Source organism: Micromonospora sp. CA-248089 (assembly GCF_050948515.1).
In the GTDB taxonomy this organism is placed as follows: domain Bacteria; phylum Actinomycetota; class Actinomycetes; order Mycobacteriales; family Micromonosporaceae; genus Micromonospora.
In genome coordinates this window covers 638,618-655,581 of record NZ_CP192016.1, presented here as the reverse complement: position 1 = coordinate 655,581, position 16,964 = coordinate 638,618, and the positions used below count along the sequence as shown (strand labels likewise).

Here is a 16,964-nt window from a genome sequence, read left to right as displayed (position 1 = left end):
ATGGGTCAGTTACCGCCGTCGCACTTGGTGGTGCAGGCGTTGGAGCCGGTGTTGCCGGAGCCGCACCCGTCGTCGGTGGCGGTGGCGTAGCCGCCCGCGGTGGGGCCGGCGTCGACCAGGCTGACGTCCAGGGCGAACTCCGAGGTGTCGGTGTCGTTCACGTGCTTTCCCTTCTATGCGGGGGTGAAGGTGAGGACGAAGCGGCTGTGCCGCTTGTCCAACACCGTCCCGGCCGGCAGGTCGCCGTCGGGAGTACCAGTGGGCAGGACGTGCAGCACCGGTGAAGGGCTGCCCGAATCCAGCCATGCGCGCATCTGTCCGACCATCCGACCGGCCGCCGACGCGGCGTCGGGCCCATGTGCACAGGCGCCGAGGTCAAACATGTCGTCGTCGTTCCAGCGCAGCGTCGAGCGGTAGCAGAACGCGCCGTTGTTGAGGGCGGCCGGTGTGCCGAAGCGCCACGCCGGGGCGACGACGCCGGCATCCACGGCCTCCTGCTGAGCCGTGAGAACAACGAAAAGCTGTCCCGCATCGGTGATGCGGGACGCCAGCCACAGGTCGAGGTCAGCCAGGACGGTACGAGGGGGCAGGCTCACCCCGGCCCACGCCTGCGTCTGCGGCTGCGCCACCAGCTCACCCACGGCGCGGCGATCGACCTGCTGGTCCTCGTCCAGCCGCAGGTGAACCCCGTCAGCGATGTCGACGTACCGCACCTGATGTGCCCCGGCGCCCTGCATCGACACGAACCCGCACAACCGCTGGCTGTGGCTGACCAGCCGATCGCCGGTCCGACGCATCGCCCATGAGCGGGTCATCCCGAACGTCCGTAGCGGCACGACGAGCGTGCCGTTCTCGGCGAGCTGCGCGGTCCAGGCCGGTGAGATGTCCCAGGCGCCGACCGTGACGATGATCAGGTCGTATGTGCGGCCCGGGTTGACCGGTTGCTCGGCGTCCGCGCACACCACGGCCACGTCGTCGTAACCCGCTGCGGTGAGGCAGGCGGTGGCCCGGTCAGTTACCTCACGATCGATGTCTACGGTCGTGACCGAGCCCTCGGGGCCGACCAGCTCGCGCAGCAGCGCGGCGTTGTATCCGCCGGAACCGATCTCCAGGACGTGCCGCCCGGCCAACCCACCGTGCACGGCGTCTGCGGCCTGACCGAGCATCTCCGCGATGAGCCACGGCGCCGACACCGAACTGACCGCCTCGTCGCCGATCCGCTTCGTCACCACGGCCTGGTCGGCCCGGTACGCCTCCGTAAGCGCGGCATCCGGCGTGAACAGATGACGTGGCACGGACCGTAGTGCCGCCTCCACCTCGGGCCGCATGACCAGCCCTTTCTCCATGTGATCAGCGACGAGCTGATCGACCATTGCGGCGTGGAGGTCCTCGCCGCTCGCCGTGTCGACACTCATTCGGGTGCTCTCCCTCTCCATCAGGACCTCCCGATCGGGTGGTCCGCCGTACCGCTCTTCTCGGGCCCAACAGAGCGTCAAGCCGCTGGACTCGCCAAGTCACACGGGTATCTCAAGTCGATGTTGTGCCGGTCGAAGGTCGCGTCCTGCTGGCGGTCATGGGTGCCCGGGTAAGCGCCCAATGCCCATGGGCATGATCGTTCGTGCGGCGGGAAAGCCGGGGCGCAGCCGTTGTACCAAGATCGCGGCGCGGAGCGGACTCCTGCTGCACTGCAGCCTCCCGTGCTAAGGCGATGGCGGATCTGACGAGCAGCCAACGGCACGTCTCCACAATCGCCCGGCGAGTCGGTGGAGTGAATGCCGAGCATGCGGACGAAGCGGCTGTCCGCATGTGCGCCACCGGTGAGCGTCTCCCGTACCTACGCACCTCGGTGTTCGTGGTTGCGCCGCGCTGAACAGCGAGTGACCCTATGTGCGCGATAGTCACGCTGATCATCGCCATAGTGGTGCGAACAGTCACGAGGAGGCGGTGCTATGGGCCAGACCCCGCGGATGCTCCAGCCGTCCCTGTCCGAGCGCCACTTCTTCGGTGCCGAGCTGCGTCGGCTGCGGGAGAGGGCCAACCTCTCCCAGGCGCGGCTCGGCGCGATGATCCGCTTCAGCGCCGACCTGGTGCGTCGGATCGAGACAGCGGACCGTTTCCCATCCCGGGAATTCGTCGAGGCCTGCGACAGGGCGTTGGAAGCCGGAGGGGCCTTGACCCGCCTGCTACCTCTTCTCGAGGAAAGTCGCAACAGCGAGAACATGCGGGCAACTTCCCCGAGCGGTTCTGGCAACGCAGACACCCTGCTGCCCACCCAATTGAAGGAGAAGCCCGGGGTGGCGGGCATGGTCGTCCGTGTTCCCTTCCAGCCCGGTGTCCTCGATCGCGCCGCCCTTGACTGGCTGAACGCTGCGGCGGACCCCCGGCCGCCCGTGGTCGGACGACCCGGCTCGCCTGACCAGGTTGACGAAGAGGATCTTCATGCGGCGGAGACCGCTCTGGCGATGTTCCGGCAGTTGGACCACACCCACGGCGCCGGACGAGTCCACGCGCAGGTGCAGCGGTACGTCGAAGGCGAGCTGAACCGGCTGTTGGCGAACACTCCCACCTCGGAGGCTGTCGGCCGGCACCTGTACACGCTGGCGGCGGGATTCTTCGAGCTCTGCGGGTACCAGGCGGTCGACACCGGTGCCCATGGCCTCGCCCAGCGCCGCTACCTTCGCGCTCTACGTCTGACGGAAGCCGCCGACGACCGCCCGTACGGCAGCTACCTGCTCGCAGTGAACATCGGCCACCTCGCACTGCACTGCGGCCATCCCGAGCCGGCACGCAGGATGGCGCTGACGGCGGTGAGAGGAAGCGAGACCCAGACGACGCCCGCCGTGGCAGCCGCGCTGCACGCGGTGGTGGCGCGCACGCACGCCCGCCTTGGACGCGAAGGCGACTGCCTGACCCACCTCGACATCGCGGAAAGGCAACTGGCCCGTGCCAAGCCCGAGGAGGAGCCGGCGTGGATCGGGTACTTCGACGCGGCGTACCTAGCCGACGAGATCGCCCACTGCTTCCACGACCTGGGCCGACCGCAGCACACCCAACGGCACCTGGGCGACGCCCTCACCGCCCTGAGCCCCACCCACGTCCGGCGACTCGCCATCGACACCGCGCTCCTGGCCTCGTCGCTGGCCGCCGCCGGCCGCATCGACGAAGCCTGCGCCACCGCACGCGAGGCAGTCGACCACGCCGCACGAACCACCTCACACCGTTGCCTGCAGCGCATCGTCGAGGTGCAGGCCGACCTCGAGCCCTACCGGTGCGAGCCGGAGGTCCGCGAGTTCGGCGAGTACGTGCGTCACCGACTACCGCTGGCGGCCGTGTAGCCCCCGTTAGTCGTTGGCCGCATCCGCCATCACCGAGCGGTAGTGACCCAGCTCCGCCTCCAGCGCCGCGCCCGCTTGACGGGACGACGCCACATAGTGGCCGACATCGGCAAGAAGCAACACCTCGGGTGCCATGCCGAGAGACGTCAACTCGTCGGCGAGTTCGCGGACATCATCGACCACGGCCACCTCGTCGGCGGTGCCATGAATGAGCAGCACCGGCCGTTGCACAGCAGCGGCACGGACCCGGCCGGCACCACCTCGCAGCCGCATCGCGTGCGCCCGCTGGAACCGGGGCACCGTCTGCGCCCACCGGTCAGGATCCACGATCGCCGACACGGCCGTGGCAGCGGCGAACGGGCCGTCCTGGGCCACCGCGTGCAACGCGGTGTAGCCGCCGGCGCTGGCACCACGGATGAACACCTGCCCCGGCACCGCCCGTCCCGTCGACAGCAGGTGAACAGCCACCGCCGCGCAGTCGCCGACATCGTCCAGGCCCCACCGGCCGTACAGCGATTCCCGGAAAGCGCGGCCGTACCCGGTGCTACCCAAGTAGTCGACATCAACAACGGCGAACCCGCGGCTGGTGAAGAACTGTGCCTGCCAGTCCAGGCGCAGCAGACAGGACGCGGTCGGCCCGGGATGCGCCCGGACGATCACCGGGGCCCGCCAGTCCGCCGCCACACCCGTCGGCGGATACACCAGGGCAAGGACCTCCCGCCCACTGGCCACTCGGACGCGCAGCTCCGTTGGGGTCGATACGCGCGCGCGGTCGAGTGCGGCGTGCTCCGGCCTGGCAAGCACCTGCACCTGGGGGTCAGCGTCAGCCAGGTCTACGAGCGCGACCTGTGGAGCTACGGTCGGCGATGATCCGATCAACGCCACCGTCGTCCCTCGGAGAGCGAGGTACGGCTTGATCGACGTGTACGGCAGGTCGACCGGGCGGACAGTGCCGTCGGGCTCGATGACAACAAGGCGGTGTCGCGGCCCCTCCTGCACCACTAAGACAATCCGACCGTCATCGAGGAAGCCATACGACGTATAACCCAGCTCCCACGGCTCCGCAGCGCACTCACCCGCGATCGGCGCCACCGCCTCTACCTTGAGGCCGTCCCACCGGTAGAGGTTCCACCAGCCGCTGCGGTCCGACACGAAGTACAACGCCCCGTCGGGTCCCCACTGCGGCTCCACCGCAGACTCCTCCGGACCGCCGGCCAGTCTCACTGCGCCCTCGACCTGATGACGCGGCGAGTAGGACGCCACCCATATCTCACACGCGTCCCAGGGCATGTCGCGCTCGCTCCACTTGGTCCAGGCCAACCAACCCGGACCCGGCCGAGGCGCACCAAGAAACCCCGGGGACGAGACGAGAGTTCGCACCGTCGGAGCACCGGTGAGCGACACCGCGACGAGTTCGTCACCCTGCTCCGACTCCCGCACAGCCAGCAACTCGCCGTCGCCTACCGTCAGGTCACCGAAGGATCCATGAGCGATCAATTCGGGTTGATCGTCGGAACGACGACTCCGGTAGAGGCCATCTCGTCCGACGTACCACAGCGTCCCCTTGGCAGCAGCGAAAGATCCACCCCCGTAGGCGTGAACGCCGCTGGCGACATCAAAGCCCTTCGGACTGACATCACGCTTGCCCTCGCCGGACCGCCATCGTGTCACCGCCGTGCCCCCTCCGGCGTCGGGACGGGTCTCCAGCCAGTACAGGGCGTCATCACCCATACGCAGTTGGTCGTAGCTCACCGAGGCGCGGACGGCGTCTTCCACCGACACTTCAGCGATCCTGTCAGCCGGCCTCACGGGTCCTCCTCGAACAACTGCACGCGGGGCGGACGACGGCGGTCTAGTCAATCGATTGCCGGGACACCGGGACGGCCAGGTCTTTCGTACCGGTGTGCGGGCCCAGACGGTCGACTCTACGTCCGAGCGCCGTGCCCCTGCCCCCGGGCGCGCCCCGCAGAGTGCCTCCGCCCGATCGCTCTCCCTGGGGGCATAGTCGATACGGACAACAGCTCCCGTTCAGCCTCACTCCTGATCATGCCTTGTGTCTCAACAGGAGGCCGTGATGCTCGGCGAAGGAGCGAACGAGGTCTTCGAGTACGGCTCTGCCCTGGGCTGCGGTGGCGTGGGACGGCAGGCCGATGACGCCGCTGGCGGTGTAGCCACTCATGCCCTGTGTGAGGAGGTGACGCCGATCGTCCACTAGATGGTCGGCATGCTGGAAGCCGTCACGCACCACCTCGGGCGCGACGTGCAGGAGCAGCGAAACCTCGAGCTCGCCCGCGTGCATGTCCTGGTGGGCTGTGCTGTGTAGGCCTGCGGCCACTCGGGCGTCGTCCCAGTCGGCCCGAGAGGGGAACAGAGTCATCCTCGGTCCGGCGACGTTGGCTTCCTGAACGACGTTGGCAAGCGCGTAGTTGCCGCCGTGTCCGTTGATCACAGCGAGCTGATTGATGCCTGATTGACGCAGGGAGGCGGCGATGTCACCGACCACGGCGGCGAGCGTGGTGGCGCTGATACTGACCGTTCCACGCCACGCCGCGTGTTCGTGGGAGCAGGAGATCGTCACGGGCGGCAGCAGAAAGAGGTCGTAGCGCTCGGCGACTGCCTTCGCGATCGCGCATGCCACGATGGTGTCCGTCAGCAGCGGCAGGTGGGCGCCGTGCTGCTCAAAACTACCGACCGGAAGGACCGCGACGGACGCTGCTCGCTCGGACTCCTCGGTGCTCGTCGCCGTCGTGATCAGATCCACGGGCTAATGGTTGCACGCTTCAAGAGTGGCCTGCCGATAGGCGCGCACGAAGGTCGCCGCCTCCGGAACGGCTGTCTGCTGGCGCAGGGCCACCGCCGTCGGGTTCAACCAGCGCAGAGCCCGCGCGGACGAGGTACCCGTGGCCAAGGCCAATGCGTTGGTGGCCTCGACCGCTGCGCACTCAACGTCGCCACTGTTGACGTAGGCGGTGGACAAGGCCGATCGCCACAGGGCCTCATCGACGCGCCACTGATCTGGCCATTGGCGCAGGAGTTGCTCGTAGAGATCGGCGGCAGCCGCCGGTTGACCCAGGAGCAGACGGCACTGCTTCGTGGGCAGCCACATACACCAGGTCGCAGTGGGCACCAACATCGACCGGCAACGCCGAGCCCGAATCGGCGCTGCCGGCGATCCTGTGCGCCTGGTCGATGGTGGCTGCGCAGGCGTTCTGGTCACCTCCCATCGCGTAGGCCTGGGCTTGGCGGACCAGCAGTAGAGCGCGGATGCGGCCTGGTAACCGAACCTCGTCCAGCGCCCGCTGCGCCAAGGCAGCAGCATTACGCGGGTCGAAGCGCTCAAGGGCTCGTTGGCTCTGCCTCATCAGGACATAGCTGGCAAGCGCCGGCGCGTTTGCCTCGACGGCGTGCCGCTGGGCGCGTCGCAGCCAGGCGTCGGCCTCGGCGGCGTCGCCCTGCTCGTCGATCCAGCTGAGGAACTCCGCCCACAGCGCCTGCGCGATTAGTACGTCTCGGCGGTCGGCTGAACGGCTTCGCCGCCCGATGGCGGCTGCGACGCCAATCTGCGCATGGGCAGTGGACGCCATCCCGACATATCCGGTGCGGTTTCCGGCCACGGCCAGACTGGCGAGCTGCTCGTGCCACGAACGGAGCAGGTCGGTCTTGTCGGGGTGATCGATGGAGGCCCGGAGTTGGCCCTCCGCACCCTCGGGCAAGCGGTAGCCCGCGCTGGTAAGGCGGCGCGCACTCTCCAGGTCTGCCAGGAAGCGGACCAGCTCGCCACCTGTCTGCAGTGCGCCCTCACACGACTCGACGAAGCGGGCGGACGGCCAACGTTCGGCCTTCTCCACCTTGCCGATGAGGTCCCCACTGACGTGCACCAGCCTGCCTAGAGCACGCTGGGACAACCCGCGGCACTCTCGCCACTGCCGAAGCGCGGCACCGAACCCATGCAGCGCCGACCGATGCGGGCTCAGCTGTCGTGGAGTTTGCGCCACCGGTACTCCTGGGTGCCGTCTGTCCGTCGCTGCCAGACCCGGACAGGTCTGACCGTACGTGGTCGAACGCTACGCGGACAGTTGCATGCGGACAACACCGTATGTCCGCATCAACGGTATCGACTCACCTGGCCCGGTGGGCAATTCTCGTTGCCGAGACACCCGTTCGCATGCTCCACGAAATCGTTTGGGGCGCCTCAAGACCGAAGAAGCATTTGCCTTCGCTGACGAGTGGGCTGCGAAACAGCGTGATTAGCCAGGACCCAAAAGCTTGAGGAGTCTGATGAGTTTCCAGAATGACCTCTCCAAATATGGTTACCGACAGGAGTTGAGCCGTCAACTACGGTTCCGGGACCTGGTCGCGTACGGCCTGGTGTACATGGTGCCGATCGCGCCGATGGCGATCTTCGGCAGCGTGTACGCCGGTTCCGGCGGGATGGTGGCCCTGGCGTACGCGGTCGGTGTGGTCGCGCTGGTGTTCACCGCGTTCTCGTACGCGCAGATGGTCAAGGCGTTCCCCATGTCAGGCAGCGTCTACAACTACGCGGGCCGAGGTATCAGCGCGCCGGTCGGGTTCCTGGCCGGCTGGGTGATCCTGCTCGACTACGTCCTCGTACCGGGCCTGCTGTACCTGGTGGCGTCGGTGGCGATGCACTCCACCGTGCCCGCGGTGCCGGTGTGGCTGTGGTTGCTCGGGTTCGTCGCGGTCAACACGGTCGTCAACTCGGTGGGGATCCGGATGACCGCGCTGGTGACGCGGGTGATGCTCGTCGGCGAGCTGATCGTCCTGGCGATCTTCCTCGCCGTCGCCGGTTGGGCCCTCGCAACGGGCAGGGGCCGGTTCAGCTGGGACGCGTTCTACAACTCCGACACCTTCACCTGGTCGCTCGTCGCGGGGGCGGTGTCGATCGCGGTGCTGTCATTCCTCGGCTTCGACGGCATCTCCATGCTGGCCGAGGAGGCCAAGGGTGGCTCCCGGCAGATCGGGCGGGCGATGGCCGCCGTCCTCGTCCTGGCCGGTGTCCTGTTCATCGCGCAGACGTGGCTGGCCACGATGCTCGTCCCCAAGCCGGCCTCGCTGCTCACGGACGGGGATCCGAACGGCACCGCCTTCTACGATGCCGCGCAAGTGGCTGGCGGAGGCTGGCTGGCGACGTTGTGCGCGGTCGCCACCGCGATCGCGTGGGGCCTGCCGAACTCGATGGTCGCGCAGGTCGCCACGTCCCGGCTGCTGTACGCCATGGCCCGCGACCGGCAGCTCCCGGCCTTTCTGGCGAAGGTGTCGATCCGCCGCAACGTGCCGATCAACGCGACCCTGCTCACGGGCGCCGTGTCCCTCACGCTGGGCCTGTTCATGGCGACCCGAGCGGACGGGATCACGCTGCTGTCGTCACTGATCAACTTCGGGGCGATGGTCGCGTTCCTGGTCCTGCACGTCTCCGTCGTCGTGCACCACCTCATCCGCCAGCGCAGCCGCAACTGGTGGGCACACCTCGTCATGCCCGGTATCGGCTTCGCGATCCTCACCTACGTGGTGGTCAACGCGAACATCGCCGCGCAGCGTCTCGGCCTGGCCTGGCTCGCCCTCGGCATGGTCGTACTCGCCGGCCTGTACCTGTCTGGCCGCCGGCCCGCCCTGTCGGGCCTGGCGCCCGTGCAGCCGCAGGCCCGCTACGTCGAGCGGGTGTAGCGACCATGGACACGATCACCTACCGGCCCGCCCGCGACGAGCTGGCCTACACCTTCGGCGGCCGGATGCCCGTAGCCCACATCCGCTCCGGTGACACCCTGCAGGTACACACCGAGGACTGCTTCGGCGGATTGGTGCGCGGCCCGGCGGACCTGCCGTCGCAGGTGTGCCGCATGCCCTACCTGAACCCGGTATCCGGGCCGTTCTTCGTCGAGGACGCCCAGCCAGGCGACACCCTCGCCGTCCACCTCGTCTCGATCGTCCCGGCCCGAGACTGGGGAGTCTCCTCGACGTTCCCGCACTTCGGGGCACTGACCTCCACCTCGCATACGGCGACCCTGCAGCCACCTCTCGAGGAGCGGGTGTGGGTGTACGCGATCGACCAGCAGGCCGGCACGGTCCGCTTCCACGCCACCGAAACCGACCACACCGTCGACCTCCCGCTAGATCCGATGATCGGCACCATCGGCGTGGTCCCGGGCGGTTTCGAGGCGCGGTCGACCATCGTGCCCGACAGCCATGGCGGGAACCTCGACACACTGGAGCTGCGCGCCGGCACCACCCTCTACCTGGGCGTGAATGTGCACGGGGCGATGCTCGCCCTCGGCGACGGCCACGCCCGCCAGGGCGAGGGTGAGGCCTGCGGCGTCGGGGTGGAGATCGCCACAACCAGCACCCTGATCATCGAGGTCATCAAAGGCGTCCCGACGGTGTGGCCCCGTCTGGAGACCGACACGTCGATCATGTCGGTCGGCTGCGCCCGCCCGTTGGAGGACGCCTACCGGATAGCGCACCGCGACATGGTCGGCTGGGTGGGTGACCTCAATGGCCTGGAGCAGCTCGACGCGTACCAGCTGGTGTCGCAGGCGGGACGGGCGCCGATCGGCAACGTCTGCGACCCGAACTACACGATCCTCGCCGCCGTCGACAAGCTGCTGCTTCCGCAGCCGCAGGCCGCCTACGACGGGGTGCACGCCCGCCTGCGGCAGCACGCCAGCGGGCCGCGGTAGGGGACGGGATCGAGATGACCTCGTCCATCCCGCAGTTGCCGTTGCGGGACGAGTTGTTCCTGCTGGGCCACGACGACGACACCGGCCAGCCGCACATCCACCGCCAAGCCCTCGCCCTCGGCCTGGCTGGTGCGGTTCTCATCGACCTGTTCCTCGCCGGGCGGATCGCCCTCGACACCACCGATGACACCGGGCCGGGCGGGGAGCAGCGGCTGTGGCTGCACCTGGACCGCCCGGTCGGTGATCTGATCGCCGACACTGCCCTGGCATCGATCCGCTACGCCCATCCGGCCCCGCCGCTACGGGGGTGGCTGCGCGGGTTCGCCGCCGACCTGTACGACCGCACCCGCGCCGGCCTGCACGCCGGCGGGATCCTGCGCCACGACGTGCGCCGCCGCCTCGGCGGGCTCGCCCGCACCGACCGCTACCTGCCCACGGACCTGAAGTGGCCGGTCGTCGCCCGCGCCCGGCTGCACTACATCGCCGCCGGCCGTGACCAGCCCGACAACCACACCGCCGCCCTCGGCGGCCTCGTCGCGACCCTCGGCCTGACCAACCACCTGTACCTCGCCGACGACACCGCGGCCCTCACCGTGCAGCTACGCACCATCGCCGCGCAGCACCACCGGCAGGTACGCGACATCACCGCCGCGGTCGACGCCGCCGTCGGTGACCTCGCCACCGCCACCTACCGGTGAGCCCGCGCCATCCCACCCGGATCCGCTGCCCTTGGAGGCATCTCATGGAGGTCATTCCGCGTATCCGTGCCGCCCGGTGGGCGGACAAGGAACCGGTCGCCGCGATCGTCGCCGATGCCCTGCATTCCGGCCCGCTCGCCCAATGGCTGGTGCCCGATCCGACCTGCCGGCGGCGGACCCTGGCCGACGTGGCGGTGATCTGGGTGGAACACGCCATGTTCTTCGGCGACATCCAGATCACCGACGACCTGAGCGCCGCCACGATGGGGTTTCACCGCTACCGCAGCATCCCGCCACCGTCGAACTACCGCAGCCGACTGGCCGACGCCGCCGGCCCGCACGCGCGCCAGTTCGAACTCCTCGACCACATACTCACCCAGGTCCGACCCACCGAACCTCACTACCACCTGGCAGTTCTCGCCGTTCTTCCCGCCGCCCGGCGGCGCGGTGTCGGCGCGGCGATGCTCACCCACCATGAAAGCCGCCTCGACAGCATCGACATGCCCTCGTGGACCGAAATCGCGCCCGACAGCCAGGACCTGTACCGCGGGCACGGCTACCTCCCGAGACCCGCGCTCACCCTGCCCGACGGGCCGGTCATCGCCCCAATGCGCCGCAACCCTCACCCGAACCGCGGCTCCTGGCCCCTGAACACCGCCAAGCCAGCGCGGGCGCAGTCCGACGCCCAACGCTAGGCCCTAGGTTTCGGCGGCCAGGTTGCAGCTCGCACCACCTCTCTGTTGCCGCTCCGCGTCGCCGCCCACCATCTGCGCTGGGCCACATCGGGGCGTTCAAGCCGGTCGCCCGCCCGTAGAGGGAGGGCAGCGGCGACCGAAGTGGCCGGCGACGACAGCCCCCCACTGTCGTCGCCGGCCACACCCTCCGCTCACATGCGCCGTCTACGGGCCGGTACGAACTACACAAACCCGGCGCTACTACCACCGCCTGAACGCAACCATGAACCCCAGGAAGGAATGCCGATGCCGACGCGGACGACAGTCCTCCCCGCGTGGACACCCGCCTTCGTCGCCGAGGTCGTCGCCGCGACCATCGAGCACGCCGCCGTCCACGGCCTGCACCAAGCGCCCCGGGACGTTGCCCGCAGCCACCACCTGTCGCCCGCGACGGTTGAGGAATGGGTCTCGCGGGCCCGCGCCGTGCAGGCCGCGCCCGTGCCACCCGGCCTCCTGGCCTGCCACACCTGCGCGCGATCCATGATCCTCATCCAGCTGCCCGGCAGCGGCAGGGTCTACCTGTGCGCGCCGTCCTGCGGGCGCACACCGGTGCCGGCCGAGGAGATCCGCGACGCCGTGGCCGCGGTGATCCTGCACCGCACCCCACACCTCGTTCCAACCGGAAAGACGACCCAGGCCGCCTCCTACGCGCTCGGCCCGATTCAACGCGTCACCGTCGGCGCGACCGGCACAGACCTGCACATCACCTGGAGAGCCGTCTCCCTACAGGTCACCGGCCCGATGATGGTCATGGCCCAGCGTCTACACCTAGCCCAGCGCCGCGCCGCCGGCAACACGCCCGAGCGTGCCATCGACGTCCTGCGCAGCGGGCTCCTGCACATCGACCCCACCAACAGCCGGCTCGCCCTCGACACCGCGACCGCCCGCGCCGCCGCGCTCCTGGCCACCCTCACCCTCACCAGCGGCGACCCAGCCGCCGCGCTCCCCTGGGCCCAGTGGGGACACCGCAGCCTGCGCCACCTCCTCCGAGACCCCACCAACCCGGAAGTCCGCGCCGCCCTGCGCGTCCTGGCCGCCACCCACCGCGCCGCCGGGAACCTCACCGCCGCCGCCGACTGCTACAGCGACCTCATCCGCCACCACACCCAAGCCGACGGACCCTACGCACTACCGACCCTCGCCGCCCAAGCCACCCTCGCCGTCGTCCTGCACGAACACGGCCGCCAGGAACCGGCGCAGCAACTCCTCGCCCGGACCATCGCCGACCACCGCCGTGTCCATCCCCGCCACCCCGCCATCGCGCGCATGACAGCCGTCCTATACCGCATGCACACCACAGCTACCGGCCCGGGGGAAGGCCGTGGCGCAGACCGCCAGGTCGAAGGTGTCGTCGGGTAGCGGCACAGTGGCGAAGTCGCCCTCGATAACGGTCACGTCGCGGCCCGCGAGGTTCGTTCGCAGCCGGGCCGCCAGCCAGCCACCGAGCTCCACCGCCAGCACCGACGCGCCGGCGTCCACGAGAGGGCGGGTCATCTGCCCTGTTCCCGTTCCGATCTCCAAGACGCGCGTACCCGGTCGCAGCCCGCACTCGGCAAGCACCTCGTACACCCTTGGCGGGTATCCCGGCCGGGCCGCCTAGTTGTCCGGGTTCTCGTCGAAGCTGCCCCGGCTCAGCAACTGGTCGTCACCGCTCACGTCGCGAGCGTATTCGCTCAGGCTGCCGGGGCCGGCCCGGCCGCACGCAGCCGTCCGCTTCTTCTGCGGTGCGGGCTGGGTCTCACCCCGCCCTGCGGCGTTTCTGGCTGATCTTCCTTGCGACGGTGTCGGCGGCGTCCTGGTGCATCCGCTTGGTGACGCTTTGGTAGGTGTCGCGAGTCAGGGTTGTGGTGGAGTGGCCGAGTTGCTCGGAGACGACCTTGATGTCGACGCCGGCGTCGAGGGCGATGGTGGCGGCGCTGTGGCGCAGGTCGTGCAGCCGGATCGGGGGCAGCCCTGCTTTGCGGACGAGCTTGCGGAACCGTTGGGTGACGGCGTTGGGGTGCCACGGCTGGCCGTCGGGGCGGACGAAGAACAGGCCGGTGTCGGGCCATGTGTCGCCGGCGGCGAGTTGCCAGGCGGCGCGGCGGGCCTTGTAGGCGGTGAGGACTTTGGTCGTGTCGGTGTCGAGGGCGACGTCGCGGTTTCCGGCTCTGCTTTTCGGTGGTTTCTGCACGGCGGTGTAGCCGTGGGTGGCGATCTGGTTGTTGATGGTGGTCTCGCGGCGGTGCAGGCGTACCTCGCTGTCGCGCAGGCCGCACGCCTCGCCGCGGCGGGGTCCGCGGTAGGCCATGTAGTGCCACATGGGGTGCAGGTCGGGGGCGTGTACGGCGGCGTAGTCGAGGAACTGCCCGACCTGGGAGTCGGTCCAGACCATCACCGGTCCGGGGACCTCGCCGGTGGCTTTCCAGCGTTGCACGCGTTCGTCCTCCCACACGATCGGTAGGGGCCGGTCGGCGGGGACCTTGACCAGGGCGGCGGGGTTGGCGCCGACGATGAGTTCGTCGGCGAGGGCATCGTTGATCGCCTTGCGCAGGCAGGCGCGGATGCGCTGGCGTGTGGTGGCGCCGGTGGGTCGCAGGCCGGTGACGGACGCGCGCACGGCGGGGTCGCTGCTCGCCTTCGCGGCGGCGATCTCGTCGTTGCGGCGCTCGATGGCGGCGAACATGGCGCGGATATGGGTGGTGCGCAGCTTGTCCAGCGGGATGTCGCCCAGGTGTGGGATTAAGTGGACCCGCGCGATCGATTCGTAGCCGCGCTGCGTGTTCGCGTCGATCGTGAGGTGGGTCAGCCAGCCGGTGAGGTACTCGGCGACGGTGGGCATGTCGGCCAGCGCGCCGTCGCCGCGCAGCCGCTGGCGGATGCGGTCGACCTCGGGCAGGGGACGTTTGGCGCGTACAGCGGTTTGCAGCAGGTCGGCGATCTCGGTGCGGCGGCGCCGGTCACCGGTGGCGAGGGCGAGCAGGTCGCGGGCGTGGTCGAGTTCGTCGGCGGCGGCACGGCGGGTGGGAAAGCTGGAGCGGCGTAGCTGCCGGCGTCCGCCGTCGGTGGTGGGTGGTAGTTCGAGCTGGTAGGCCCAGTGGCCGTGGTCGGAGCTCCAGGCGCGGTTCGCGCGGCGTAGTTTCGGGCAGTCGTTTCCCCATGGTTTGCCGGTGTCGGGGTGGCGGCAGCCGCAGCGCTTGAAGATGCTTCCGTCTGGCATCGGAGGTGTGCTCCCGTTCGTCTGGGTGGCGGGGCATCGGTTTGGTCGATCGACATCCACGCGTGACCGGCGGGCACGATCAAGTCGCCGCGGTTCCAGGTCCGGTGGGTCGTCCAGGCGCTGGGGCCTGTGACCGGCGAAAGTCAGATGCGCCCTGCTGGGGGAGTCTGGGATCCTGTCCGGTTCGCGTGAGATCGGGCATGGAGGACGGCCGATGATGGCGGCAGATGACGTGGCGAGGGGCCGGGCGCGGCGTCCGGAGTTGCACGCGGTAGTGGGCCAGTTGATGGCGGCGGTGCTCGGCGACTTGGCCGCTGGCGACGGCATGCCGGTGTTCGCGACCGTTCCCGACTTCGGCGAGTGGCACCGCCACGGGCAGGAGTCGTTCGTCGCGATCCGCCGCGACGCCTGGCAGATGCCGGCCCGGGTCACCGACTACCGGTTCCTGGACGACTTCGCCGAGATGGAGGCGGTACGCGCCGTCGTGGCCGCCGATGAGGTGCTGCGCGAGCGGGTGGACTGCCTCGTCGGCGTGGAGTTCGCCCTCACGCCTCGGCAACTGGGGTGGACGCTGGTGCAGCACGTCCTGGAACCCATGGTTGCCGCCGCCCGGGGTTACTCGTTCGACCAGGACGCCTTCGACGCCGCGTACAGCAGGTTGGAGGAAGGTCTGCTGGCCACGCGGGCGCGGCTGGTCGAGGTGGTCCCGCTCAACGCCTTCACCCCCACCGCGGGCATCGAGGCGGTCACCTTGCCGGACGGCCTGGTGCTGCAAGCGATGAGCGACCGGCAGGTGAGCGCCGCGATCGGCTACCTCGCGGCGCCGATCGCCTTCGCGGGCGGCCCGAACTCGGTGACCGTGTCGCGGTTCCACCAGTGGGCCCTGACCCGCTGCACCTCGTACCCGGTGTGCTCAGCCATGGACGTACCCGCCCAACCGACGACGCCGGATTCAGGCGCGCTGGTCGAGCCAGCCAGCCGTCTCGTGGCTGCGCTTCGGCTGGTGTGCGGCGGGTCCGTCACCGCGACTCGGGCGATCCGCTGCCCACCGGACGACGACTTTCCCCAGGGCCTGGGGCCGACGGCGTCACTGTCGGCGCTACCCACCTTCGACGAGAAGCGACCAACGATCCTTGGGCAAGAGCAGGTCGAGGCGGTGCGCGAGGCATACGCCCTCCTCGCGCATCCCGCAGTACGGGAGAACCGGGGTCTGCAAACCGCGCTGCGCCGGCTGGTCCTGGCCGGGGCCGACCGGGTACCGACCGACCGGCTCATCGACCTGATCATCTGCGCCGAAGTACTGTTCATCAAACTGCCAGGCCTCCCGGCAGATCGTTGGAAGCAGGACAAGATCGTTGACGGAGCGACCACGCTCCTGGCGGACGACCCTGTCCTGCAGACGCCGCCCGAGCGACTCGAGGCCCTCCTGCGTCTGGGATACCGGCTCCGCAACGACGAAATGCACGGCGACGACCCGAGCAGGCAGGAACTGCGCGCCCTCACCGGCCAGCCGACAAATGACCTATCAGCGGTCGTGGATGACATCGAGCGAGTGTTGCGCCGCGCTCTGGTCCGGCTTCTCTCCCGCGCCGTCGAGCAGTAGCCAGGGCGACTGCACCGGCACGGCGTACGAAGCCGTGCCGGCGAACAATGCGTACTACCCGGGCGGGGTTACGGCGGTGGCCTGCAGCCCGTGGTGTCCCTGTCCGCGCCCGAATGCCCGTCGGTCTCGTCGGCACCCACCCTGTCGGTGTCACCAGTTGTCGATACCGGCGGGGACTCGAGGTGCAGTTTCCGCCGGATCGGGGCGGTCGGCACGCGGTAGTAGGCGCCGGCCCGGAACAGGGGCACCGGGAACGCGTCGCGGGCGGCCAGCTTGTAGGCCGCCGAACGGGAGATGCCGAGAATCGCGGCGGCGGTGACGAGGTCCGTGGTCGCCCCGAGCGCCAGGATGCGCTCCGTGGTCCACGTACAGGCTGCGGCGTCGCTCCGTGGGTTGGCGGCGGGGGCGGGCCTGCGGGTTCGTCGTGCTGATCGCATGAGCGGTATCGGCGGGTCGCCGGCGACCAGGTCGGTCGGTGTCGGATCGACCCCGGCCGGCGGGCCGGTGTCGGCAGTGGGATCGGGGTGCGGGTTGTGGTGCTGCGGCGTGTGCTCGCTCATGTGGTGTCGGCTCCGCGCCGCGCCGTGGTGCGCTGACACCCTCAAACCGGTGTTTGTCAGCCGTGGCGAACACCTGCCCCTCTCACGGTGATCTCGCAGATGTCTGACAGCGGGTTTCCGTCCGCATGGCTGTCCTGACC

General features: G+C 69.4%; 13 protein-coding genes and 2 pseudogenes. 7 read left to right on the top strand and 8 right to left on the bottom strand.

Annotated features, from left to right (window positions below; translation table 11 throughout):
* Positions 1–5: 5 nt before the first annotated feature.
* Together fxlA and fxlM are read right to left on the bottom strand one after the other, a co-directional pair.
* The gene (gene fxlA / locus ACQP26_RS03270; protein ID WP_088643751.1) at positions 6–161 is read right to left on the bottom strand and encodes an FxLD family lanthipeptide; all 156 of its coding nucleotides are present in this window, start codon (positions 159–161) and stop codon (positions 6–8) included.
* A 12-nt stretch (positions 162–173) separates the two neighbouring features.
* The gene (fxlM, locus tag ACQP26_RS03265) at positions 174–1,415 is read right to left on the bottom strand and encodes a methyltransferase, FxLD system (protein ID WP_433494904.1); all 1,242 of its coding nucleotides are present in this window, start codon (positions 1,413–1,415) and stop codon (positions 174–176) included.
* Between the two features lie 534 nt (positions 1,416–1,949).
* Between fxlM and ACQP26_RS03260 the strand changes: the two genes are divergently transcribed.
* Positions 1,950–3,335 (top strand): helix-turn-helix domain-containing protein, encoded by a 1,386-nt coding sequence (locus ACQP26_RS03260; RefSeq protein ID WP_433494903.1) that lies wholly within the window; start codon positions 1,950–1,952, stop codon positions 3,333–3,335.
* Here ACQP26_RS03260 and ACQP26_RS03255 read toward each other — a convergent pair.
* The 3 genes and pseudogenes from ACQP26_RS03255 to ACQP26_RS03245 form a co-directional block, all read right to left on the bottom strand.
* Positions 3,308–4,496: pseudogene (locus ACQP26_RS03255) on the bottom strand (alpha/beta hydrolase family protein). The gene ACQP26_RS03260 and the pseudogene ACQP26_RS03255 overlap by 28 nt on opposite strands.
* A gap of 883 nt (positions 4,497–5,379) precedes the next feature.
* Positions 5,380–6,096 (bottom strand): creatininase family protein, encoded by a 717-nt coding sequence (locus ACQP26_RS03250; RefSeq protein ID WP_433494902.1) that lies wholly within the window; start codon positions 6,094–6,096, stop codon positions 5,380–5,382.
* 3 nt (positions 6,097–6,099) lie between these two features.
* Positions 6,100–7,330, bottom strand: a pseudogene (locus tag ACQP26_RS03245) (helix-turn-helix domain-containing protein).
* 283 nt (positions 7,331–7,613) lie between these two features.
* Here ACQP26_RS03245 and ACQP26_RS03240 point away from each other — a divergent pair.
* From ACQP26_RS03240 to ACQP26_RS03220, 5 genes are all read left to right on the top strand, one after another.
* Positions 7,614–9,020, top strand: coding sequence for an APC family permease (locus ACQP26_RS03240; protein ID WP_433494901.1), 1,407 nt, complete (start codon positions 7,614–7,616; stop codon positions 9,018–9,020).
* 5 nt (positions 9,021–9,025) lie between these two features.
* Positions 9,026–10,030, top strand: a complete 1,005-nt coding sequence (locus ACQP26_RS03235) for an acetamidase/formamidase family protein (RefSeq protein WP_433494900.1) — start codon at positions 9,026–9,028, stop codon at positions 10,028–10,030.
* A gap of 14 nt (positions 10,031–10,044) precedes the next feature.
* A complete protein-coding gene (locus tag ACQP26_RS03230) occupies positions 10,045–10,728 on the top strand; it encodes a GOLPH3/VPS74 family protein (protein ID WP_209959900.1) in 684 nt (227 codons plus the stop codon).
* Between the two features lie 44 nt (positions 10,729–10,772).
* On the top strand, positions 10,773–11,423 hold the full coding sequence (locus ACQP26_RS03225; RefSeq protein ID WP_433494899.1) for a GNAT family N-acetyltransferase: 651 nt from the start codon (positions 10,773–10,775) through the stop codon (positions 11,421–11,423).
* Between the two features lie 285 nt (positions 11,424–11,708).
* Positions 11,709–12,821 (top strand): tetratricopeptide repeat protein, encoded by a 1,113-nt coding sequence (locus ACQP26_RS03220; RefSeq protein WP_433494898.1) that lies wholly within the window; start codon positions 11,709–11,711, stop codon positions 12,819–12,821.
* Here ACQP26_RS03220 and ACQP26_RS03215 read toward each other — a convergent pair.
* Both ACQP26_RS03215 and ACQP26_RS03210 read right to left on the bottom strand, forming a co-directional pair.
* Positions 12,741–13,022 carry a class I SAM-dependent methyltransferase gene (locus ACQP26_RS03215; protein ID WP_433496079.1) on the bottom strand — a complete coding sequence of 94 codons (282 nt, stop codon included), beginning with the start codon at positions 13,020–13,022 and terminating at the stop codon, positions 12,741–12,743. The two genes, ACQP26_RS03220 and ACQP26_RS03215, sit on opposite strands and share 81 nt — an antisense overlap.
* A gap of 178 nt (positions 13,023–13,200) precedes the next feature.
* Positions 13,201–14,661, bottom strand: a complete 1,461-nt coding sequence (locus tag ACQP26_RS03210; protein ID WP_433494897.1) for a site-specific integrase — start codon at positions 14,659–14,661, stop codon at positions 13,201–13,203.
* A gap of 214 nt (positions 14,662–14,875) precedes the next feature.
* On the opposite strand from ACQP26_RS03210, the gene ACQP26_RS03205 reads away from it, so the two are divergent.
* The gene (locus tag ACQP26_RS03205) at positions 14,876–16,264 is read left to right on the top strand and encodes a hypothetical protein (protein ID WP_433494896.1); all 1,389 of its coding nucleotides are present in this window, start codon (positions 14,876–14,878) and stop codon (positions 16,262–16,264) included.
* A 68-nt stretch (positions 16,265–16,332) separates the two neighbouring features.
* Here ACQP26_RS03205 and ACQP26_RS03200 read toward each other — a convergent pair whose 3' ends face one another.
* Entirely contained in the window at positions 16,333–16,824 is a 492-nt protein-coding gene (locus tag ACQP26_RS03200; protein ID WP_433494895.1) for a DNA-binding protein, read from the bottom strand.
* Between the last annotated feature and the right edge of the window lie 140 nt (positions 16,825–16,964).